A 22,730-nucleotide genomic window follows, 5' to 3' on the forward strand; every position below is an offset into this window, starting at 1 on the left:
CCCGGTGCCCAAAGTCAGCGCTCGTACCGGGCCGGACGCGACCTTGGGCACGGAGCCGACACACAGCCGCCGAACCGGTGACTACCCGGTGCCCAAAGTCAGCGATCACCGGCCGGACGCGACCTTGGGCATGGGGTAGGCATCAACTTGCCGAGCTGGTGACTGGTGGGTGCTCAAAGTCAGCGCTCACCCCCGAGCGGGCGTGACCTTGGGCACCGGGTAGGCGGCAATTTGGCGAGCTGGTGACTGGTGGGTGCTCAAAGATGACATGCATGGGCCGGTGGTGGCGGGGGCTAGCCGACCTGCTTGGCGGAAGCTGCGTGGCGGCGGGCTAGGTGGTGGTAGACGGTGGCGTTGTGGTCCACGAAGAGCTTGGCGGTGCCTTCGAGCGGGATGATCTTCTTGGCCGGGCTGCCGAGGGCGACCGATTCCTCGGGGATGACGGAGCCGGGTGTGACGGTGGCGCCGGCCGCGATCAGGGTGCGGGCGCCGACGACGGCGCCGTCGAGCACGATCGCGCCGTTGCCGATCAGCGCCTGCTCGCCGATCGTGCAGTCGTGGACGAGGCACTGGTGACCGACGGTCGCGTTCTTGCCGACCTCGCAGATCCCGCTGCCGACGTGGATCACCGAGTTGTCCTGGATGTTGGCGCCCTCGCGGATGATCACCCGGCCGAGATCGGCGCGGATCACCACGCCGTACCAGATCGACGCGTCCTTCTCGACGACCACGTCCCCGACCAGGGTGGCGGTCGGCGCGATCCAGGCTTCCGGGTGCACGGTCGGGCTGACGCCCTCAAAGGAATACAGCGGCATGGTCAGCAGACTAGTGCCCGATGTCCGAGGTTGTTTGGCGCCGCAAGCGCCAAAGAACCTCGGACACCGGGCACTACGCGACCGACTTCACTTTCCTCACCAGTACTGCGCCCGCGAGGGTTACCGCGGCCGCCAATGTGTAGAGGACGGGGTAGCCGCCGAGGAGTTTGACGACCGGGGCTGCGATGGCTGGGGCGATCACCTGGGGTAGGGAGTTGGCGATGTTGACGACGCCGAGGTCCTTCGCGCGGTCGCGGGCGTTCGGCAGGACCTCGGTGAGCAGGGCGAAGTCGACGGACAGGTAGACGCCGAAGCCGGCGCCGAGGATCACCGCGCCGATGATCGCGGCGATCCAGGTCGGCCAGATCGCGAGCACCATGCCGCCCGCGGCCATCACGACCCCGGCCCAGATGACGAAGATCTTCCGCCGGCCGATCCGGTCGGACCAACTGCCGGACCAGACGGCGGTGAGGATCACGCAGAGGCTGTAGATCGCGGTGAGAATCAGTACTCCGGTGTCGGGGTCGGCGTACCCGACCGCGTCCTGGAGGTAGTAGAACAGGTAGAGCGTGCCGAGCGCGTTGCCTACGTTGAGCAGGAAGCGGGTCAGCCACGCCCAGCCGAAGTCCGGGTACCGGCGTGGGCTCACCCAAAAGCTCTTCACGAACTCTCGCCAGACGAGCGGCGGCTTCGATGGCAGGCGTTGATCGCCGCTGCGGACGAGGTACGGGATCACTGAGAGCAGGAGGAACCCGGCACAGGCGAGGTAGCCAACGCCGACTCCTCCGACGACGGTGGCGAGGCCCACTCCGACCAGCGCGCCGAGGGTCTGGGCCAGCGCGACCCAACCGCCGACCACGCCGCGCTGTACCTTCGGCACCCGATCCGGTACTGCGGCGGTGATTGCCGCCAGCAACGCATTGCAGAACAGTTGCACCAGGCACCAGCCGACCACCATCACCGCGATCGTCTGCGCGCCGGCGAGCACCAGGAGCCCGGCCGCGCCACCCAATGCACCACCTAGGACCCAAGGCGCTCGCCGACCGAAGCGCGATCCGGTCCGGTCGGAAACCGCACCTGCCAAGGGATTGGCCACCACCGAGACGGCGGCCCCGATCCCGGTCACCAGTCCGAACACGAACTCCTTGTTGCTCCCAGCAACGGTCTCGGACTGCTTAGCCAGCAAGACCTGAATGGGCCCGAGAAACGCCGCGAAGACACCGACATTGGCCAGCACCACCGCAGTAGTCCACCGCCCCCGAACAGCAACCACCGGCTCAGCAAGAGCGAGGGGGCCTGGCGCGTGGGTCATTGGTGGTTCTTGGTGATCAGGTCGCGGTACCAGTGGTACGAAGCCTTGGGGGTTCTGCTGAGGGTTTTGTAGTCGACATGGATCAGGCCGAAGCGTTGGGTGTAGCCGACTGACCATTCGAAGTTGTCGAGCAGCGACCACTGGAAGTAGCCCCGGATGTCCATGCCTTCGTCGATCACGCCTTTCAGCGACCGCAGATAGCCGTCCAGGTAGTCGATCCGGCGCTGGTCGTCTACCACTCCGTCGACCGGCTCGTCGTTGATCGCGCAGCCGTTTTCGGTGATGTAGAGCGGCGGCAACCGGTCGCCGTACCGGGTCTTGAAGGTGCGCAGGATCTCGCCGAACGCGTCCGGAACGATCGGCCAGCCGAAGTCCGTCTTCGGGTAGCCGTCCAGCGTTCGCGGCTCGAAGGGAAGGCCTTCGGGGATCGGGATCCCGTCGGTGGCGGCTGTGTCGGGGTTGCCGGTCGGCGCGCCGACGCGAACCGGCGCGTAGTGGTTGAGCCCGAACCAGTCGATCGGCGTGGAGATGATTTCCAGGTCCTCGGCGACAGGCCCTGGCATGCCGTCGCCGATGCCCGACGGGTACTCCCCCAGCAGGATCGGATCGGCGAAGAGCCAGTTGATCAGGTTGTCGTACAGCCCGGCCGCCTCGACGTCCTCAGGACTGTCACTGGCCGGCCAAGTCGGTGCGTGGTTCGACGCGATCCCGATGTTCGACGCGCCACCCGCCCGCAACGCCTGTACTGCGCGCCCGTGCGCCAGCAGCTGGTGATGCGCCACCGGCAACGCCTCGAACCCGAGCTGCTGACCCGGCGCGTGCCCACCGACGGCGTACCCGAGCAGCGTCAGCACCATCGGCTCGTTGATCGTCATCCACAACGGCACCCGATCCGCGAACCGCTCCGCCAGGATCGTCGCGTAGTCGGCGAACCGGTCGGCGATATCCCGCTTCAGCCAGCCACCCGCGTCTTCCAGCTCCTGCGGGGTGTCCCAGTGGAACAAGGTCGGCGCGGGTTTGATGCCAGCGGCAAGCAATTCGTCGATCAGCCGGTCGTAGAAGTCCAGCCCGGCCGCATTGGCCTGCCCCTTGCCACCCGGCTGCACCCGCGGCCAGGAGAAGGAGAACCGATAGACATCGACCCCGAGGTCCCGCATCAGCGCGACGTCCTCGGCGTACCGGTGGTAGTGATCGCAAGCGACCGCACCGGTGTCGCCGTTCACGATCCGGCCGGGTTCGGCACAGAACGTGTCCCAGCTCGAAGGTCCGCGACCACCCTCGGTCACGGCCCCTTCGATCTGGTACGCCGACGTCGACACACCCCAGAGAAAGTCGGGGCCGAAGGCAAGCGGTTCAGCTGTCATTGGCATCATCCTCGTTGTCGACCTTGTCCTTCGGCCGGGGCTTCTCCATCGGCCGGACGATGACGGCCGTGCCGTACGCCGCCACCTCGCTCATCGTGTTGGCGATCTCGGTGCAGTCGAACCGCATCGCGAGGATCGCGTTCGCGCCCATCTGCTGAGCCATCTGGCACATCCGCATCACCGCGACGTGCCGCGACTCGGCCAGCATCTGGGTGTACTCCGGCACCTCGCCGCCGGCCAGCGACCGGAAGCTGGCGGTGAAGTTGGACCCGAAGTCGCGGCTCCGCACGGTCAGCCCGAAGACCTCGCCGAACACCTTCTCCGCGGTGTACCCCGGCAGGTCGTTCATCGTCGACACGAGCACCGGGTACGGCGAACCCTGCGGCGCCACCTTCGGCACGTTCTGCTGCTGAGCCGCCTGGTAACCACCCGGCGCCTGCCCATAGCCCGTCTGCCCCTGACCAGGCTGCTGCCCATAGCCCTGCTGAGGCGGCGGACCTTGCTGGTACCCCGGGGCGTAGCCGGGCGGCGGTCCCTGCTGGTACCCCTGCTGCGGCGGGTAGGGCTGGTTCGGGTTCTGAGGAAAGTTCTGGTTCATGCCGTCATCTTTCCAGGCACCTGGGGGTCACTGTCGGAAGACCTGCAACTCATAAACCGAGTACCCGTACGACGTCGCCCGCTTCGTCCCGGTGAGCCGCACATACCGCGCCTGCACCGGGCTGAACCGCGCCACATCTTCCCCACCATTTCCACTGCTGGTCGCGGAGACCTGCTGCCAGTTCACGTTGTCCCGCGACACCTCGATCCGGTACGCCGTTCCGTACGCCGCCTCCCACTGGAGCACCACCCGGCGTACCGTCTGCTCGGTGCCCAGGTCGACCTTGAGCCACTGTGGATCCGACCAGTCGCTCGCCCAGCGGGTCCGCGGATCGCCATCGACAGCCTTGGCCGGTGGCGAGTTGAACACCCCACGCTCGTAGCTGCTCGCGGTCGCCGTCTTCCCCACCGCCTGGTTGCTGACGTCATCACCACGCCGCGCCGGGAACTCGATGACCTGCTGGTACGTCGGCCGGTTGACCCACGCCATCCTGTCCTGGGTGATCCCGCCCATCGGCTGGTGGACGATCTGGTCCGCACAGAACTGGTCACCCGCGGCGCAGTCCCCGGTCGCCGGGTACGTCGTCGCCGCCGGCACCTTCGTTGCCGCCAGCAAGGAATCTGCCAACACCGTCCGGCAGGCCGCCAGCGAACCAGCGCCGCAGAACGTCACCGGCTGAGGCGTCTTCACCGGATCACCGAGCACCTTCCGCAGGTCGCGCTGAACGAAACCCCACCAGCCCGTCTGGAAGGCAGAGCCCTGCGCACCCGGCCGCTCGTCGATCTTCTGGGCCCGCACCAGCGCGTTGTAGAGCTCAGGCCCGAGCCCCTGGAACTCGGCCGGCACGAGCAACGGCCACCAGGCATCAAGAATCCGGATCGCCTCTGCATGGTCGTACGTCTTGACCGCTTCGCTCGGCGTCTTCCGGTGACTCCCAGCCGCCTGCCAGGCCTGCAGTTTCGCGACGGCAGCGGCCACGGCCGGGTCGGTGATCGGCGCGCTCTTCAGCACCCGCAACATGTACGGCAACACCTGGTCGGCACGCAGGTCGACCGTCGCGGCCGACTCCATCGCCTCGACCAGCTTGCCCCGGGTGAACTTCTGCCCGAACCCGATCACGGCCTTGATCCGGTCGTCCAGCGGCTGGCTGCGATAGACCGCGTTGTAACCGAACTGACCGTCGGAGGCCGAGAACCCCGGCGCCTGCTTGTTGTTCCAGCTGGTCAGGTAGTCCTGGTTGATCACCTGCGGATGCTGCGCGGCCGGCGTGTACGTCGCCCGGTTGGTGGCCGGGTTCCAGCCTTGCCACTCGTACGAACTCCACGTCGGCAGGTTCGGATCGGCACCGGCCGCCCGTACCGGGTTGTCGCCGGAGTTGTAGTACGCGATCGAGGTCTTGTCCGTGTAGAACCAGTTGAACGTGTACCCGATGTTCTGCGCCGCCGCCTGGAAGTCGCTCGCCGAGTGGATCGCGTCAGGATCGTTGAACAACATGAACCCGAGCGCCGATCCCGCCTCGTTCCCGTACGTCGACCGGTTCTTCGTGAACAGCACCGCCTGGCCCGCGACCGTCCCCCGATGCGTGACGATCCCGTACTTCGTGCGCTGGGCAACCAACGTGTACGACCCGGCGGGCTCCGACGAACCGAGGCTCGGGTACCACGCGTTGTGCCGCTCCAGCTTCTCGATAGGCACGCACTGACCGCGGAACACGTAGTGCGTGGAGTTCTTGGTCGGAGTACCGCCACCCGGCTCGCACAGCGGTACGGCGTACGTGTCGGTGATGTCCTGACCGGCCGAGGTCGCGCTCCAGGAGTAGTCGGCCCCACGGCCGATCAGCGTGTAGAAGTTGAGCCCGGCGAACGCGACTCCGCGGGAGCTGACACCCGGTCCCTGAAGCTCCTGGCGGAGCAGGAGTTGCGGTGCGAAGTACCCGGTCTGCGGGCCGTAGACGGCGATCGGGTTGCCGCTCTCGGTGTGCTGGCCGGAGACCAGCAGCGCGTTCGACATGCCCTTCTGACCGAAGCCCTTGGAGAAGAGGCCGCCGTCGAAGATGCCCCGCAGCGATTCCTTGCCCTGGGCCCGTTTCGGTGGCTGGAAATCGTCGCTGCTCTTGGGTTTCAGCGTCGTCAGCCCGGCCGATCCGGTCTGGTCGATGACGTCCGGCTCCGGCGTGACCGAGCCGCGATCCGGCATCGCGCGGCCTGGCGGGTTGGGGCCGGTGACGCCGTACGGGAAGCTGGTTCCGTTGTGCACGGTGGTGTTCGCCTCGGGATCGTTCTGCGAGCGGAACGACTCCCAGACTTTGGTGCCCTCGGCAACGCCGTACCTCGCCTGCGCCTCCAGCAATGCGAGCGCGGAAGCCATCTCGCCACCGCCGCCGGTGCCGAAGATGCCGGCGACAACGGCCGCAGTGGCGACCACGTCGGTCACCTTCCAAGGCTGTGGCGTCGGCAACCCGAGCGCGACGTACTCGCCCGGATAGGCGATCCCGACCGTGTTGATGTAGTGGTTGACGCCGTCCACCCAGGCCTGGATGTCCTTCTGCATCTTCAGGCCGTTCGCGCCGTAGCGCTCGTCGGCGTCGTCGTACTGCTTCTGCAGATCCGCCTCGGTGTACGGCGCGGTCCGCCAGAACTCCTGCTCGAACGCGCGGTTCCCCGCCGCGCCGCCCGCGAACGGGGTCAGCTGGCCGCGACCGAGATGCCGGAAGACGTCCATCACGAACAGCCGGTCCTGCGCACCGGCGTACCCGGCGCCGAACATCGTGCCCTCGCGGGTGGTGCCGGTGATGTGCGGGATGCCACGGGATTTGTCGCGCACGATGGTGACGTCGGCGCGCGGCTTGACGGTGCTCGCGACGTCGGCCGGCTGGACGCCGAAGGACGCGTCGTCGAAGTACGGATCGAGGCCTTCGTCGGTGACGCCCTGGGAGTTCCAGGCCAGTCGCTCATAAGGTTTGACGGTGTCGCTGAAGTGCGGCGGCCTGACCCCGAACCCCTGGAAAAGAAGGAGATCCGCGAAGGTCGCGTTGCCGTTCTGACCCGGCGGCAGGATGTCCGAGCACTGCCCGACGCAGTAGTCGACGGGGGCGGCTGCGGTGACTGCTGCCGGTCTGGCCTGGCTGGTACCGGACAGGCCGGCCGCCAGTACTGCGCTGACGGTGAGCGCGGCGGTCGTCGTACGGACAACGCGGGTGAGCTGAGCGGGGCGGCGCGTCACGGGTCCTCCCTAGAAGCATCTTCGGGCTGATGACGGCAGGGATCGTCAAAAACTGACAATGACTCACTAGTAGCTTTAGGTCAAGAGTCTTGGACGCTTGACCTGATGGCCGTATTGTGAAAGCGGTCGAGAGGAGTCCGATGCCCCGGGTACCCGCGCAGGAGCGGCGCGCTGACCTCGTCCAAGCGGCGATCCAGGTCGCGACGAGGGAAGGACTGGCCGCGACCACGACGCGGCGGATCGCGCAGGAGCTCGGCATCTCGGTCGGCATCGTGCACTACTGCTTCCGGTCCAAGGAGGAGTTGCTGCACGAGGTGATCCGGGTGATCGCGGACGCCCAGGTGGTGGCCGCGCGGTCGGCGATCGCGCCCGGCGGCGATCTGGCCACCAGCGTGCGAAACGCGTTCCTCGGCTTCTGGCAGCTGGTCGAGACGACACCCGAGGCGCAGCTGCTGACGTACGAGCTGACGAGCTGGGCGTTGCGCAACGCGGAGACCGAGCCGCTCGCCCGCGAGCAACGGGCGAGTCAGCTGGCTGGGATCGAGGCGATCCTCGCCGAGATCTCGCAAGCGACCGGGGCCGACTGGAAGGTGCCCGCGGAGCAGCTCGCGCGGATGACGCTGGCCGTCACCGATGGGGTGACGCTCGGCTGGCTGGTCGATCGCGACACGGCGTCCGCAGTACAGACGCTGGAGACGTTCGCCGAGCAACTGCTCGCGCTGGCTGTCTAGGAAACAGTCGCTGGCTTGGCGATGAAGGTGTTGCAGGCGGCGGGATCGGCGGCCTCGAAGCCGGCCCGGGACCAGCGGCTGTGGTTGTTCTTGTTGCCGTGCGTGCGCTTCGGGTTCCACTCGTCGCCGCGGTTGCGGACAGTCCACTTCCACTTCAGCAGCCAGGAACCGCGGGCCGGGAAGAACTGCTTGTCGGCGCCTAGATAGACGCCGCTCAGGCAAGACGCCTGGAGTTCGCGGCGCCGGCTCTCGAGCAGTTGCATCGTCGTGTTGCTGAGGACCATCTCGCGGGAGTGCGACGCCTGCAGGATGCCGGCCATCGCCTGGACGTGATGCCCGTACTCGTGGGCGATCAGGAACGCCATCGTCGTCCGCGACCAGAGCGGGTCGTAGGTCGCGTAGTTCTTCAGGTCGTAGTCGGCACTCATGTAGATCGTGCCGTCGCAGTACACGGCTGTGCTGGTCAGATCGCAGTACGAGTTGGCCGAGCGGCCGGCGTACACAACCAGCTTGGGTGCGCGGAAGGGAAAGCCGGCTTCGCGCATCACTGGCGCCCATGCCTTGTTCAGGCATTCGAGGTACTGCGTGTAGTAGAGCCTGACCTTGGCCAGTGAAGTCGGCCTGGCCGATGGCTCCTTGCAGCGAGAGGCAGGGATGCGACCGACCTTGTAGAGCCTGCTCTGCAGGACCAAGCGGTTCTGCGTGACTATGGGCTCCTCGGTAGCAGTCGTCTCCGACGGAGTCGGCGTCTCCGGTACGCCGGGAGGCGCGCTCGGGGCGAGTGACGTCGGCGTACCGGTCGGGGTGGAACCACTGAGTCGTCCCGCATCCAGACTCTGGTCCGCCAACCGAGCGGCGATCACCCCGGAGCCCGCGGCAACCGCGAGCGCCGCACAGACCAACACGACGCGGCTACCCCGGCTGTTCCCCACCGCCAGACCATATCCCGCCGCCGAGACCACAGACCAGAACCAAGAAGTTGCTCTCGGTCTCTCCCAGCAACTTTTAGTGACGAAGTCATGGCAGACCGATGCTCAGAGCCACTATGGTGATTCGCACCATGGGCACACATGAGCGGCATCGGTTGACCGAGGTCATCAACGCCAGGGGGACCTACACACCGCTCGGAGTCTCGCGCAGCTCGGCCGGAGTCGCCGCGGCCGTCGCGGAGGCGCTCCCCGAGTTCTTCGTCATGGGCGAGCTCGCCGATCGCGCCAGCGAGGCCATCGCCCACTCCACCGGCGCCCAGGCCGGCGCGATCACCCACTGCACCTCAGCCGCGATCACACTCGCCGTCGCGGCCGCCATGGCCGGTACGGATCCGGACCGGATCGCGACGCTGCCGGACACCAGCGACATGCACAACCGCGTCATCCTGCCCGCCGGACAGGTCGTCGACTACGGCCAGTCGGTCGTGCAAGCGATCCGCCTGGCAGGCGCCAGCGTGACGCTGGCAGGCGACGAAAACCGTTGCAGCATTGACGATCTGGACGATGCGCTGGCCGGTCCGGACATCGCCTGCCTGCTGCTGGTGTCGTCGCGACTCGTCACGAGCGAGCCAATGGATCTGACCGCCGCGGTACGAGCCGCGCACCGCCGAGGCGTTCCCGCCATCATCGACGGAGCAGGACAGTTCCCCCGTACTGCGGACCTCCTGGCGACCGGAGCGGACGCGGTACTGATCAGCGCGCAGAAGTATCTGGCCGCGCCGACCGCTGGTCTGGTGGTCGGAACCCATCGACTGGTGCGGGCCGTTCGCGCGCAGGAGAAGGGAATCGGGCGCGGGATGAAGCCGACGAAGGAAGCGATCGTCGGTGTGCTCGCGGCGCTGGAGGAATGGCACGCGATGGACCGGGCCAAGTGGGAGGCCGACCAGGCCGCCAAGGTGATCGCATTCGTTGCCGGGGCCAACGAGCTGCCCGGGCTCGCTGCCGAAGTACTGCCTGATCCGGCTGGTCTGCCCTTGTCACGTGTGCTTTTGACGGTGTCCGGCGGCATCGATGCCACAACGCTGGCCGCGGAGCTGGAGGCCGGTACGCCGCCGATCTTCGTCATGACCGACCGAAGCCTCGAAGGCCAACTGGTTCTCGAGCTCGTCCCCCTCGACGCCGACGAGCTGGAGATCATCCTGACCCGGCTCGCGATGGAGCTGCAGGCAACAGAAAAGGCCGACTGACAGCAAGAATCCCGGTGACCGCAAGGGTCACCGGGATTCTGTGTGTAGCTGAAACGTCAGCGCTGGAAGGCCTTGCCGCCTTCGTAGCGGTTGCCCTCGGTACGGCGCGGGCCGCTGCTGGAGCGCTCCGGACGACGGCTGCCGCCGCTGGCGCCACGGCCTTCATAGCCACCGCGACCCTCGTAGCCACGGCTATTCGAACGGCCACCGCCGCCGAACCGCTTGCCACCCTTGTTGAAGCCACCGCTACCACGCGTCGGCTTCGGGGCCGGAAGCTTGACCGGGTAGCCCGACGGCTTGGTGCCACCAGTCAGCTCGGTCACCAGGCCGTCACCCGGACGGGCGCGGACCGGCTCGGTCGCGACACCGGCCGACTCGGCCATCCGGATCATGCCCCGACGCTGGTGCGGCAGGAGCAGCGTGACGACGGCGCCCTTGCCACCGGCGCGCGCAGTACGGCCGGCGCGGTGCAGGTAGTCCTTGTGCTCGGCCGGCGGGTCAGCCTGAACGACCAGGCCGACGTCGTCGACGTGGATGCCGCGAGCAGCGACATCCGTTGCCACCAGCACCGGTACCGAACCGTCCTTGAACTGGTCCAGGGTGCGGTTCCGCGCGCCCTGGGTCAGGCCACCGTGCAGTGCCGCGGCCATCACACCCCGGTCGCGCAGCTGGGTGGCGACGCGGTCGGCGCCCAGCTTGGTGCGGACGAAGACGATGGTGCGGCCGTCGCGGCTGGCCAGCTCGGCCGTCAGCGACTGCTTGTGGCCCGGCTCGATCACGAGCAGGTGGTGCTCCATCGTGGACACCGTGGCCTGGCCGGACTCGGTCGAGTGCGTGACCGGGTCCTTCAGGTAGGTCTTCACGATGGTGTCGACGTCGTTGTCCAGCGTCGCCGAGAACAGCAACCGCTGACCGGTCGCCGGCGTCATGTCGAGCAGCGTGGTGACGGCGGGCATGAAGCCCATGTCGCACATGTGGTCGGCCTCGTCGAGGACGGCGACCTCGACCGCACCCAGGTCGGCGGCGCCCTGCTCACACAGGTCGATCAGCCGGCCGGGGGTGGCGATCAGCAGGTCGACACCACGGCGCAGCGCGTCGATCTGCTTCGGGTAGGGCAGGCCGCCCGCGATCAGCTTGATCGAGACACCCATCACGTGGGCGAGCGGCTCGAGCGCGTCGTGCACCTGCATGGCGAGCTCACGCGTCGGCACCAGCACCATGCCGCGCGGACGGCGCGACTCGGTGTGGCCACCGGCCAGCCGCATCAGCGTCGGCAGACCGAAGCCGAGCGTCTTGCCCGAACCGGTCTGACCGCGGCCGAGCACGTCCTTGCCGGCCAGTGCGTCCGGGATGGTCGCTTCCTGGATCGGGAACGGCTGGGTGATGCCGTCCTTGGCCATCCGCTGCACCAGCCGCGGCGCGAGGCCGAGCGCGGCGAAGCCATTGCCCTCGGCAACCTCGCCGAGGTCCTCGATCGGCTCGAACTTCCGCTCGGGGCGGTCGTAGGCACGGTCGCTGCGGTCGTAGCTACGGGCCGGACGGTCGCGGTCGAAACCACGGCTGTCCCGGTCGTTGGTCCGCGGGGCCGGACGGTCGTCACGGTTGAAGCTGCGAGCCGGACGGTCGGTCCGGTCGAAACTGCGCGCGGGGCGGTCGTCGCGAGCCGGACGGTCGCGGTCGAAACCACGGCTGTCCCGGTCGTTGCGGACGGCCGGCTTGTCCGAGGAGCCCTGGTAGCTGCTCTTCGGGTACGACGAAGTCGGCTGGGCGCTCTTCGGGTAGGAAGAACGGTTGTCGGTGCTGCGGTTCGGGGTCCGCTCGGAGCGGTAACCCTTCACCGGGGCGTCACGGCGCTCGCCGCGGCTGCCACGGTCGGAGTACTGCGAGGGGCCGCCGCGACGCTCGGGAGCGGGGGCAGCCTTCTCGACCCGGGCTGAGCTGCGCTCGGTGCCGGGGGTGTTCGGTGCGTCCAGCTCAGCGGCCATCCGCTCGCCGTACGACTGGGTCTGGAACTTCTTGTGCCGGGGCTTCTTCTGGCCGGCGGCCTCGGAGCCTTCGGCGGGTACGAACTGGTCCTGGTGGTGCTGGGACACGCAATCTCTCTCTCAACGTCACGGACTGATGCCGGATCGGAGCCGCACGCGAGCGCCGGCCAAAATTATTTGGCCGGACTGAACCGTGCTGGGCAGGAGATAGGCATCGACCTGCGGGTGCTATCGCGGATTGCACCCATGTCGCCGGTGGTCCATCAGCGGGATGCTGAAACCGACGGGTCGGAGCGCCTGGGAAATGCTCTGGTGACGCGACTCGCGCACCGACCCGAAAAGTATACCCCGTCTCAGCTCAGGCTTTGACCACGGCCGGTAGCCGCCGCCGGAGGGCGTAGCAGGCGACGATCACGGCGACCGCCGCGGCGGAGATCAGCGGGACGAAGACCGGATGCATGTCCTTGGACAGGCTCGGCGCGCCTGGACTTCGCGCAGCGGTTGCCCGGTCGGTACCGGATCTTGTTCGGTGCGGCCTGGGATGCCAGCCAGTCGATCGAGCGAGCACCGGCGATGGCGCCAGACCTCGCAGTGCTGGGGATGGGTGCCTTCGGCATCCTTGAGCAGGCGCTGACCGACTGTGTCGCGGCCGGCCGGTCGACCAGCTCGGACCCGGCGACTGATGCGGCCGCGCTCTGGGTCGGGTTGCACGGGTTCGCCCAGTTGCAGGTGGCCGCCTCCTTGTTTCCTTGGCCGGCCGGCCTGCAGGAATCGATCATCGAGCGGCTGGCCCTGCTGACGCGCGACTAGTGCAGGCTTCAAGTGTCCTTCAGGTCTTGTGTGGGCGGCCTACGCTGAAGGCATGGCCGAGGACACCATTCCCAGCAAGGACCACTGGCTCTCGATCGGGGAGATCGCTCATCGTTCTGGTGTCGCCGCGTCGGCCTTGCGGTTCTACGAGGACCAGGGCCTGATCAACTCCCGGCGGACGGCCGGGAACCAGCGGCAGTACTTGCGCAGTACCTTGCGCCGGATCGCATTCGTCCAGGCCGCGCAGCGGGTCGGACTGGCGCTCGCCGAGATCAAGGCGGCGCTCGACTCGCTCCCCGACGACCGCACCCCGACCCGGGCCGACTGGAGCCGGCTGTCGAAGTCCTGGCGCAGCCGCCTCGATGAGCGGATCTCCGAACTGGAGCGCCTCCGCGACGATCTCGACGGCTGTATCGGCTGCGGTTGCCTCAGCCTGCAGCGCTGCAACCTCTACAACAAGGCCGACCGGCTGGCCGAACGTGGACCGGGTGCCCGCATTCTGAACGTCGGCATACCTGGCGAGTTATGAAGGACATACCGCCAGCGGTGGCGAACGCGGGTTAACCCCTGCCTTTTTCCCGATCTGATGTGGATTTCTTCAAGCCTTGGCAACATCCCGATCTGTAGCGATCAGTAATCCGCCGATCGCTTTCCGCCACAGATCACGGAGTGAGGCCCTCCATGTCGCATCGCCGTATCATGACTTCCCTGGCCGGGCTGGCAGCAGCCGCCCTGGCCGTCCCTGCCTTCGCGGCCGCCGCCCCTGCGGCCGAAGCGCCGAGCACGACTACCTCCACGCCGGCCAGCATCGCGGCGTACACCGGTTCGCCCTTGGACGAGGCGGCCACCAAGGCCTTCTACGACGCGGTGATCAAGTCCGCTCGCGCGAAACAAGCCAAGGCCGGAAACAAGGCTGCCGCGGTCACCGTCACCTATGCGGTCGATGCCCCGACCTTCCAGTCCCAGATCAACTCCAGTACGTCGATCTGGAACTCCTCGGTCAGCAACGTGACCCTCGTCGAGGGCAGCAACTACGACTTCTACTACACCGAGGGCAACGACCCGCGCGGCTCGTACGCGTCCACGGACGGCCACGGCAGCGGCTACATCTTCCTGGACTACGCCCAGTCGCAGCAGTACGACCCGACCCGGATCACCGCCCACGAGACCGGCCACGTGCTCGGCCTGCCGGACCACTACTCCGGCCCGTGCAGCGAACTGATGTCCGGCGGCGGCCCCGGCCCGTCCTGCACCAACGCGACCCCGGACGCCAACGAGCGCAGCCGGGTCAACACGCTGTGGGCCAACGGATTCAGCAGCCTTGGCGAGAAGGCAGCCTTCCACACCTCGAAGTGAGGTAGCCCCCAGAGCCTCCGGCCCGGACCGCCCGGCAGGGGACGGCTCCGGGCCGGAGTCCTTCCCCAGTACGCCGCACGCCCCACCCCAGCCGACCGACCGCCCCGCGCGGTCGGCTGCCCGGACCGCCGCCACTCACAAACCTCGCCTGACCAGCTCTGGCCAGGCGTGCGTGAGCGGGCGTCGCGCCGGCCACGGCAGGTTTGTGAGTGGTGGCGGTCCGGGTCTAGCGGTGCGGGCCGGTGGTGTTGCGGACTACCAGTTCTGGGCGGAAGAGGAATTCTGTGTGGGGGGTGGTGTGGCCGCGGACCTCTTCGAGTAGGGATTGGACCGCGGCCAGGGCCATTGCGTTGACGGGCTGGCGGACCGTTGTCATCGGGGGGTCGGTGAACTCCATCATCGGGGCGTCGTCGTAGCCGACCACCGAGAGGCCGGTGGGGATGTCGAGGCCACGTTGCCGGGCTGCTCGGATGACGCCGAGCGCCATCATGTCGGAGCCGCAGACGACAGCGCTGACGTCGGCGTCGAGGAGGCGCTGGGCCGCGGCGTGGCCGCCCTCGACGCCGAACATGCTCAGTTCCACCAGCTCGTCGAGGTCCGCGTCGGTCAGGCCGAGTTGTGCCTTCATCGTGGTGCGGTAGCCGGCGAGTTTGCGCTGCACGACGGTGAAGCGCTCCGGCCCGGAGGCGAAACCGATCCGTTTGTGGCCCAGGGCAACCAGATGCGAGACGGCGAGTTCCATCGCGGCGTACTCGTCGCAGGAGATGAAGGGCGCCTCGACGCCCGGCAGCCAGCCGTTCACGAAGACGACGGGGAGATTGCGCTCCACCAGCGACTGGTACCGGCCGTGGTCCGTGCCGGTGTCCGCGTGCAGACCCGAGACGAAGATGATGCCGGAGACGCCGCGCTCGAGCAGCATCTCGACGTACTCCTCCTCGGTGGCACCGGAAGGCGACTGCGTGCACAGCACCGGGGTGTAGCCGCGCTGGGACAGGGCCGACTCGATCACCTGAGCGAAGGCGGGGAAGATCGGGTTGATCAGCTCCGGCATCACCAGCCCGATCAGCCCGGCCGAGCGGCGCCGCAGCCGGGTCGGCCGCTCGAAGCCGAGCACGTCGAGAGCGGTCAGCACCGCCTGTCTGGTCTCGTCCGCGACGCCCGGTTTGCCGTTCAGGACCCGGGACACCGTCGCCTCGCTGACGCCGGCCTTGACCGCGATGTCGGCCAGCCTCGCTCTACTGCTCACGGCGGCACTTTACCCACCGGTCACTGAATTTGCAGCAAGATGTTGCAAGAACTTGCAGAGCCGTCCGGCGCCGATCCTGCGCAGAAGTGTCCAAGTAGTGAACAGTACGGACATCTCACACGCCGTACACCTTGTCAGGAGCTGCGGCTCAGGTGAGGATGGGCGCACCCCCGGCCTGGGGGCCTTTACTCGGATCGTCCGGCACGTTCCTGCCGGTGAAGGAAGGTAACAGTCATGGCTACTGTCTCGTTCAAGGCGGCTTCCCGGGTCTACCCGGGCACCGAAACCCCCGCCGTCGACAAGCTCAACCTCGAGATCGAGGACGGCGAGTTCATGGTCCTCGTCGGCCCGTCGGGTTGCGGCAAGTCCACCTCGCTCCGGATGCTCGCCGGCCTCGAAGAGGTCAACGAAGGTTCGATCTACATCGGCGACCGCGACGTCACCCACCGTCCACCGAAAGAGCGGGACATCGCGATGGTGTTCCAGAACTACGCGCTCTACCCGCACATGTCCGTCGCGGACAACATGGGCTTCGCGCTGAAGATGCAGGGTGTCTCCAAGGAAGATCGCGCCAAGCGCGTGATGGAGGCCGCCAAGCTGCTCGGCCTGGAGGAGTACCTCGACCGCAAGCCGAAGGCGCTCTCCGGTGGTCAGCGTCAGCGCGTCGCCATGGGGCGCGCCATCGTGCGTAACCCGCAGGTCTTCCTGATGGACGAGCCGCTGTCGAACCTCGACGCCAAGCTGCGCGTCCAGACCCGTACCCAGATCGCCGAGCTGCAGCAGCGTCTCGGCGTCACCACCGTCTACGTCACCCACGACCAGGTCGAGGCCATGACGATGGGCGACCGGGTCGCGGTACTCAAGGACGGTCTGCTCCAGCAGGTCGACACCCCGCTGAACCTGTACGACAACCCGAAGAACAAGTTCGTGGCCGGCTTCATCGGCTCGCCCGCGATGAACCTGCTCGACGCGGACCTGGTCGAGGGCGGCGCCAAGCTGGGCGACTACACCGTCCCGGTCGAGCGCTCCCTGCTGGCGAAGGCCGGTAGCGACAAGACCCTGACGCTGGGCGTCCGGCCGGAGGCCTTCAAGGTCGCCGACCAGGGCCTGCCGGTCAAGGTCGCCGTGATCGAGGAGCTCGGCGCCGACGCGTTCCTGTACGGCACCGCCGAGCACAACAACGAGCACCAGCAGATCGTCGCCCGGATCGACGCCCGGATGAAGGTCGAGAAGGGCTCGACCATCCACCTGGCCGCTCAGCCCGACAAGCTGCACCTGTTCTCGGCTTCCACCGAGGCGCGCCTCACCGCCTGATTCTCAGGACCGGTACTGCGTACGCCGGCCCCGGGTGGTTCGTCCACCCGGGGCCGGCGTTTGCCTTGCACGTGATCTCAATCGGGCTGGTCGAGCCGTACTTCGTCCGGCCGGCTGTTCAGCCGGTAGGTGGAGGTGGCGGCACCACCCAGTACTACGCCCGGCGGGGTCAGGTTGCTCTCCTTGACCAGGTAGTGCGGGCGCTGCTTGGTCTCGTAGTAGATCCGGCCGATGTACTCACCGATCACCCCGAGCATCACCATCTGCAGCCCGCCCAGCCCGGTGATCGCGGCGATCAGCGTGACGTAACCGGGCATCTCCACACCCTGGGTCGCCGCCACCACGATCACCCAGATCGCGTAGACCACGGCGACCATGGTGAGCACCATGCCGACGTAGATCGCGGCCCGCAGCGGCTTGTTGTTGAACGACAACAACCCGTCCAGGCCGTACTCGAAGAGCTTGCGGAACGACCACCTGCTCCGGCCGCCGCCCTCGCGCTGGACGTTCTCGTACTCGAAGACGATCGAGTCGAAGCCGATCCAGGCGAACAGGCCCTTGGAGAACCGGTTGTTCTCCTCGAGTTTCAGCAACCCGTCGACCGCGCGCCGCGAGATCATCCGGAAGTCGCCGACCCCGTCGACGAGCTCGACGTCGGCCCAGCGGTTGATCAGCCAGTAGTAGGCGCGGGCGAGCAGCGTCCTGGTGGCGGGATCGCCGGCCCGGGTCCGGCGCGCGATCACCTGGTCGAACCCGCGAGCGTGCAGTTCGAGCATCCGGCCGATGAGCTCCGGCGGGTGCTGCAGGTCGGCGTCCATCAGCATCACGGCGTCGCCGCCGGCGTGCCGCAGACCGGCGAGCATGGCCGCCTCCTTACCGAAGTTCCGGCTGAAGGACAGGTAGCGCACGGCCGGGTCGGCGGCGGCGATCTCGAGCAGCGCGTCGAGCGTGCCGTCGTTGCTGCCGTCATCGACATAGATGATCTCGTACGGCGCTTCGGTGCCGGCCAGTTCCCGGCTGACGGCCTGGTGGAACCGGGCGATCACGTCGGCCTCGTTGAAACAGGGAACTACCAGCGTCAGCCGCATTGCACTCCAGGGGAGATCGACCACCAGGCCAGGAGTGTAGCCTGGGCGGGGTTAACCGCCGGACCGGAATCGGGTGTCCGGTGCGCGGGGGCGCGGCTCGAATTCACTTCCCGGAGGACGATCCTTGCAGTCGGACGACCACCAGCAGCCGCCCTCCACCACCGACCCCACCCCAAAGGCGCCCAAGGCAAACAACAGCAGCACCGAAAAGCCTGCGATGGAGGATGGCACCACCGAAGAGCGTGCGGTGGAGGGTGGCAGCACCGAAAAGCCTGCGATGGAGGATGGCACCACCACCGAAGAGCGTGCGGTGGAGGGTGAGCCTGCGGTTGAGGGTGGCACCACGTTTGCGGCGTTGGTTGCCGGAGTTGTGGCGGCGTTGGGGTTTGTGGTGGCGGGGATGTTCCGGGGGACGTTTCCGTTCGGGGACGCGTCGCGGAGTACCAACGATCTGGGCACGCAGTACGTTCCGTTCTTCGCGCACTTGTGGGATGTGCTGACGGGAAACGCGCAGGGCGATTTGCTGTTCAACTGGCAGAGCGGCTTCGGGGTCGGGTTCCTTGCGGACTACGGCGTCGACCTAGGCAGCCCGTTGTCGTTCCTGGTGGTGTTGTTCCCGCGGGACGACATCGACCTCGCCGTCTTCGTCATCACCACGCTGAAGCTGGCGTTGGCAGCCGCCGCAATGGCCCTGCTGCTCATGCGGATGCGCCCCGGCCCGTGGTGGCTGGCGGCGGCCCTCGGAGCGTCGTACGGGCTGTGTGGATGGGCGATCGACGACGGCGCCTACGTACCGATGTGGCTGGACGGCCTGATCGCGCTGCCGATGTTCTGTCTGGTCGTCGAGTGGTCGCTCAAACGCAAGCATCTAATGCTGAGCGTCCTGGTGATCGCGGTCTTCTGGGTGTCCAACTTCTACACCGCCTACATGGCGACGATCGCCGCCATCCTGATCCTGCTGGTCCGCGTGCTGACCAGCGAGCTGAGCTGGCTGGACAGGCTTCGCGCAGTACTACGCCACGCCCTCTCGACCGTCCTCGGTCTGGCGCTGTCGGCCCCGGTCCTGATCCCGCTCTTCAAGGCCAACGGCTTGGCCGCCCCCTCCCCCGCAGGCATCTTCGTGCCCGTCCCGCTGGAGAACTTCTTCTCGCGACTCCTCCCGCTCTCCGAAGGCGTCGGCCGCGGCGCCGGCCTGTACGTCGGTACTGCGGCCCTGGTGCTCGCCGCGACGCTACCGTTCAACGGTTCGGTCAAAGCCGTCACGCGGATCGCCTGGACCCTGCTGGCCGTGCTCGTCGGCGCCTCGTTCCTCTGGAAGCCGACCCAAGAGATCTGGCACGGCTTCGACACCCCGAACGGAAGCCAGTACCGGCAGGGCTTCGTCCTCTGCGCGATTCTCGTGATCGCCGCCTGGTTGTCGGTCGCCGAGCGCACACCGAGCTGGATCGCCCTGACCGGTGGAACGGCACTCGTGGTCACGCTGGCGCTCGTCAGCCAGGACAGTCCCCTGCTGACCAATGGCAGCATCACCGTGCTCATCTGCTCAGGCGTGCTGATGCTGCTGGTACTACTAGCCATCCGGTACGCCGGTCGCCCGCGCCTGGTCGCTCTTGTCGCAGGCATAGCGGTCCTCGCCGCGGTCGGGGTGGAGCTCACCTGGACCGCCGTGGTCGTCGACCAGCAACGGAGCAAGCTCCTGTTCGCCAAAGTGCCCCCGTGGGGACCGCGCCAAAGCGAGCTGGCCGACAAGTTGCGTGAGGCATCCAACTGGCCGCAGTACCGGACCGATCCCGGGACGTCGCTCACCTCCAACGACCCGATGTTGCTGGGTGGTCAAGGCGCTGGGTTCTACAGCAGTCTGTTGCCCGCGAGCCTCAGCCACACGCTGACCGAGCTCGGCTTCGGCTGGTCGGGTTACGGCCGCGCCACGTACGCCCTCGACAACCCGGTCACGGATGCCATCTTCTCCATCGGCGCCAAGCTCAAGGACGGCACCGTCCAGCGCGCCGACGTACCGCCGCCGGTCACCGTGCACCCCAAGCCGGCCGACAACACGGCCCAGCCGGACAGCGCTTTCGCCTTCCAGGAAAGGCTTCTGGGCGCGAAGGTGTACGACGTACCGGAGTACAAGGGACGCAAGACCGGCGACGGGCTGGTCACGCTGACTGCGCGGTGCCCGGTTGGGTCGACCGTGTTCCTGAGCCTGCCGCGAGTCTCCGGTGAGGCGCGGATGGGAGCGGACAGCAAGTGGCAGCAGCTCCTCGCGCCCCGACGGCCGGGCATCAACACGAGCAGCGCAATGCTTCAGCTCGGGCCGACCCCAGCGAGCGGGGTGGCGGTCGCGGAGATCAAGATCTTCGACTCGCCAGGACCGCTGCCGGTGACCGGCGCTCTGGGTTGTCTCGATGCGGCCAAGCTCAAGGCCGCTGTCGCTGCCCTGCGATCGTCAGGCGCCACCGACGTGAAGACCGGCGGGCATTCGATCGACGCAACACTGCCGCCTGGCAGCACGGGGTTCGCGGTCGTCGCCGTACCGCGACTCCCCGGCTGGCGTTGCTCGGTTGACGGCGGCAAAGCGCAGGAGCCCACCGATTTGGGCGGCCTCCTCGCCGTGCAGTTGCCAGAGCGGGCCGAGAAGGTCAGTTGCAGCTACCGGCCACCAGGCCTGGATCTCGGCCTGGCAGCCGGTGGCGGTGCTGTCCTGATCACCCTTGCCCTCGTGCTGATCCCGCTGCTTCGACGTCGGAGGACGGCTAGCTAGTTGACGTCGCGGCGGCGGAAGACCAGTGCACCGAGCACGACCAGCGCCACGGCCGTGATGCCGAGGTACCAAGCGCCATGCTCGAAGGACACGTGCTTCTCGACGCTGGTGCACGAGTAGCTGCCCCCTGAGCTTTCGCACTGCTGGACCCAGTACGTCGCTCCGTGGCCGATGAACGCGTCGAAGTTGAGCCGCACCAGCCAGGGCTGAGCCTTCGTCAGGAAGCTGCCGAACACGCCCTCGATGAGGATCAAGTACCCCATCACGAGGCCGATCGCGGCCGCCGTGTGCCGCAGCAGCACCCCGACCACGCCGCCGAGCGCGGCTCCCACCGCCGTCATCAGCACGATCCGGCCGGACGTCTCGTTCAGATCGCCCCAGACCTTGCCCGTCGTACTGGCGGTGTTCCCGAGCTGGTCCACGATCACGAACGCACCGAGCGTCAAGAAGGCGACGACCACCACCGCGACCGGGACGAACCCGATCGCGCCACCCAGCAATTTGCTGCCGTAGACCCTCATCCGCCGCGGTTCGAACGTCAGCCAGTTGCCGATCGCCCCGCTGCTGAACTCCGCGCCGACGAAACTCGCGCCGACCAGGAACGCGATCCCCACCAGCAGATAGGACACTCCCTGGAGCAGGTCCGGCATCAGCTCGGCGAACACCACCTCCGGCTTGCCGAACTGGTCGATCGTCGGCGGCCCCGGGCAGAACTCCTTGAGGGAGGGCTTCGGGTCGGGCTGCGACTGGTACTGCGCCTCACAGTCCTTCTGGTACTGCGCGCCGTTCAGCTTCCAGTCCTTCTGGGCTTCCTCGAGGTAGATCTGGTTCTGCCGCTGCTCGGCCGCCGACATCGGCTGGGCGTCACGCCAGACGGCGAACAGCAGCAGGGCGGTGATGATCAGCACCCCGCCCACGCCGATGACGGTGAGCCGGCGGGCGATCAGCCGGCGGAGCTCGACGCCGGTGAGCCGGATCATTGCTGACCTCCCAGACCCTCGTCGGCGGTCAGTTCGAGGAAGACGGACTCCAGGCCGGCACGAACCGGGATCAGCTCTGACACGTACAACTCCTGCTGGGCGAGCCTCCTGGTCACGTCGGCGGAGTGCTCGGCTCCGTCGACGAAGAGGTATTTGCCTTCGGCCCGTACCGACAGGCCGGCCGAGGTGAGGATCGAGGTCGCGCGCTCCTGGTTGGCCGCATGCTCACCGGCCGCGGTGTCGAGGGCGACCTTGACGGTGGGCTTGCCGCTCCCGCCGATCACCTCGGCAACGGTGCCGGAGGCAAGCAACCGGCCGTGGCCGATGATCGAGACGGTGTCGGCGACCTGCTCGACCTCGGCCAGGATGTGACTGCTGACCAGGACGGTCCGGCCCTGTTGTCCCAGGTAGCGCATGGTCTCGCGGATCTCCCGGATGCCGGCCGGGTCGAGGCCGTTGGTGGGCTCGTCGAAGATCAGCAGGTCGGGTTCCTTCAGCAGCGTGGCGGCGATCGCCAGCCGCTGCTTCATGCCCAGCGAGTAGCTCTTGAACTTGTCCTTGCCGCGGTCGTTCAGCGAGGTCTCGGCGAGCACCTCGCCGACCCGCTGACGTGGCGCGCCGATCGCGTCGGCGAGCAGCTCGAGGTTCTTGCGGCCGCTGAAGGCGGGGAAGAACTTGGGCGACTCGACGATCGCGCCGACCCGGCCGACGATGTCCGGCAGCCGGTCCGGCACCACCTGGTCGAACACGGTCATCGTGCCGGCGTCGGCCCGGACCAGTCCGAGTAGCATCCGGATCGTGGTCGTCTTGCCCGAGCCGTTCGGCCCGAGGAAGCCGTGCACCCCGCCGATCGGCACCTCCAGATCCAGCCCCTGGACCGCGACCACCCGCTTGCCCCGCCGGGTCCGGTACGTCTTCCGCAGCGCCTGCGTACGGATCGCCAGGTCAGGCATGCCGCCCCTCTCGTCTGCC

Annotated in this window: 18 protein-coding genes; 7 read left to right on the forward strand and 11 right to left on the reverse strand. The window is 67.6% G+C overall.

What is annotated here, in order from left to right:
* Positions 1 to 293: 293 nt before the first annotated feature.
* From A3ES_RS0135470 to A3ES_RS0135490, 5 genes are all read right to left on the reverse strand, one after another.
* Positions 294 to 815: a gamma carbonic anhydrase family protein gene (locus A3ES_RS0135470; RefSeq protein ID WP_020391594.1), complete on the reverse strand. Its 522-nt coding sequence runs from the start codon at positions 813 to 815 to the stop codon at positions 294 to 296.
* A 73-nt stretch (positions 816 to 888) separates the two neighbouring features.
* Complete coding sequence (locus A3ES_RS0135475) at positions 889 to 2,127, reverse strand: MFS transporter (RefSeq protein ID WP_026163504.1); 1,239 nt, start codon at positions 2,125 to 2,127, stop codon at positions 889 to 891.
* Positions 2,124 to 3,491, reverse strand: a complete 1,368-nt coding sequence (locus tag A3ES_RS0135480; protein WP_020391596.1) for a GH1 family beta-glucosidase — start codon at positions 3,489 to 3,491, stop codon at positions 2,124 to 2,126. Before A3ES_RS0135480 ends, A3ES_RS0135475 begins: the two co-directional genes overlap by 4 nt.
* Positions 3,481 to 4,089, reverse strand: a complete 609-nt coding sequence (locus tag A3ES_RS0135485; RefSeq protein ID WP_020391597.1) for a YbjQ family protein — start codon at positions 4,087 to 4,089, stop codon at positions 3,481 to 3,483. The genes A3ES_RS0135480 and A3ES_RS0135485 overlap by 11 nt, the downstream gene beginning before the upstream one ends.
* A gap of 27 nt (positions 4,090 to 4,116) precedes the next feature.
* On the reverse strand, positions 4,117 to 7,311 hold the full coding sequence (locus A3ES_RS0135490) for a penicillin acylase family protein (protein WP_020391598.1): 3,195 nt from the start codon (positions 7,309 to 7,311) through the stop codon (positions 4,117 to 4,119).
* 140 nt (positions 7,312 to 7,451) lie between these two features.
* Between A3ES_RS0135490 and A3ES_RS0135495 the strand changes: the two genes are divergently transcribed.
* A complete protein-coding gene (locus A3ES_RS0135495; protein WP_020391599.1) occupies positions 7,452 to 8,042 on the forward strand; it encodes a TetR/AcrR family transcriptional regulator in 591 nt (196 codons plus the stop codon).
* Here the strand turns inward: A3ES_RS0135495 and A3ES_RS49545 are convergent.
* On the reverse strand, positions 8,039 to 8,974 hold the full coding sequence (locus A3ES_RS49545; protein ID WP_157630913.1) for a neutral zinc metallopeptidase: 936 nt from the start codon (positions 8,972 to 8,974) through the stop codon (positions 8,039 to 8,041). The genes A3ES_RS0135495 and A3ES_RS49545 overlap by 4 nt on opposite strands.
* Before the next feature lie 128 nt (positions 8,975 to 9,102).
* Here A3ES_RS49545 and A3ES_RS0135505 point away from each other — a divergent pair, with 128 nt between their 5' ends.
* Positions 9,103 to 10,218 (forward strand): beta-eliminating lyase-related protein, encoded by a 1,116-nt coding sequence (locus tag A3ES_RS0135505; RefSeq protein WP_026163505.1) that lies wholly within the window; start codon positions 9,103 to 9,105, stop codon positions 10,216 to 10,218.
* A 56-nt stretch (positions 10,219 to 10,274) separates the two neighbouring features.
* Here the strand turns inward: A3ES_RS0135505 and A3ES_RS0135510 are convergent, their stop codons facing one another.
* The gene (locus A3ES_RS0135510; protein ID WP_020391602.1) at positions 10,275 to 12,311 is read right to left on the reverse strand and encodes a DEAD/DEAH box helicase; all 2,037 of its coding nucleotides are present in this window, start codon (positions 12,309 to 12,311) and stop codon (positions 10,275 to 10,277) included.
* Positions 12,312 to 12,686: 375 nt separating this feature from the next.
* Between A3ES_RS0135510 and A3ES_RS49550 the strand changes: the two genes are divergently transcribed.
* The 3 genes from A3ES_RS49550 to snpA all read left to right on the forward strand — a co-directional run bounded on the left by A3ES_RS49550 (position 12,687) and on the right by snpA (position 14,369).
* Complete coding sequence (locus tag A3ES_RS49550) at positions 12,687 to 13,013, forward strand: TetR-like C-terminal domain-containing protein (protein WP_083933906.1); 327 nt, start codon at positions 12,687 to 12,689, stop codon at positions 13,011 to 13,013.
* 52 nt (positions 13,014 to 13,065) lie between these two features.
* A complete protein-coding gene (soxR, locus tag A3ES_RS0135525; RefSeq protein ID WP_020391605.1) occupies positions 13,066 to 13,542 on the forward strand; it encodes a redox-sensitive transcriptional activator SoxR in 477 nt (158 codons plus the stop codon).
* A gap of 170 nt (positions 13,543 to 13,712) precedes the next feature.
* Complete coding sequence (snpA, locus tag A3ES_RS0135530) at positions 13,713 to 14,369, forward strand: snapalysin (protein ID WP_020391606.1); 657 nt, start codon at positions 13,713 to 13,715, stop codon at positions 14,367 to 14,369.
* A 226-nt stretch (positions 14,370 to 14,595) separates the two neighbouring features.
* Here the strand turns inward: snpA and A3ES_RS0135535 are convergent, their stop codons facing one another.
* Positions 14,596 to 15,615, reverse strand: a complete 1,020-nt coding sequence (locus A3ES_RS0135535; RefSeq protein WP_020391607.1) for a LacI family DNA-binding transcriptional regulator — start codon at positions 15,613 to 15,615, stop codon at positions 14,596 to 14,598.
* Positions 15,616 to 15,849: 234 nt separating this feature from the next.
* Between A3ES_RS0135535 and A3ES_RS0135540 the strand changes: the two genes are divergently transcribed.
* Positions 15,850 to 16,929, forward strand: coding sequence for an ABC transporter ATP-binding protein (locus A3ES_RS0135540; RefSeq protein ID WP_020391608.1), 1,080 nt, complete (start codon positions 15,850 to 15,852; stop codon positions 16,927 to 16,929).
* 77 nt (positions 16,930 to 17,006) lie between these two features.
* On the opposite strand, the gene A3ES_RS0135545 is transcribed toward A3ES_RS0135540, so the two are convergent.
* Positions 17,007 to 18,017, reverse strand: coding sequence for a glycosyltransferase family 2 protein (locus A3ES_RS0135545; RefSeq protein WP_020391609.1), 1,011 nt, complete (start codon positions 18,015 to 18,017; stop codon positions 17,007 to 17,009).
* Positions 18,018 to 18,141: 124 nt separating this feature from the next.
* On the opposite strand from A3ES_RS0135545, the gene A3ES_RS49555 reads away from it, so the two are divergent.
* Positions 18,142 to 20,778 carry a YfhO family protein gene (locus tag A3ES_RS49555; RefSeq protein WP_020391610.1) on the forward strand — a complete coding sequence of 879 codons (2,637 nt, stop codon included), beginning with the start codon at positions 18,142 to 18,144 and terminating at the stop codon, positions 20,776 to 20,778.
* On the opposite strand, the gene A3ES_RS0135555 is transcribed toward A3ES_RS49555, so the two are convergent.
* Together A3ES_RS0135555 and A3ES_RS0135560 are read right to left on the reverse strand one after the other, a co-directional pair.
* Complete coding sequence (locus A3ES_RS0135555) at positions 20,775 to 21,758, reverse strand: ABC transporter permease subunit (RefSeq protein WP_020391611.1); 984 nt, start codon at positions 21,756 to 21,758, stop codon at positions 20,775 to 20,777. The genes A3ES_RS49555 and A3ES_RS0135555 overlap by 4 nt on opposite strands.
* Positions 21,755 to 22,711, reverse strand: a complete 957-nt coding sequence (locus A3ES_RS0135560; protein ID WP_020391612.1) for an ATP-binding cassette domain-containing protein — start codon at positions 22,709 to 22,711, stop codon at positions 21,755 to 21,757. Before A3ES_RS0135560 ends, A3ES_RS0135555 begins: the two co-directional genes overlap by 4 nt.
* Between the last annotated feature and the right edge of the window lie 19 nt (positions 22,712 to 22,730).

This window comes from Kribbella catacumbae DSM 19601 (assembly GCF_000372465.1).
GTDB lineage: Bacteria > Actinomycetota > Actinomycetes > Propionibacteriales > Kribbellaceae > Kribbella > Kribbella catacumbae.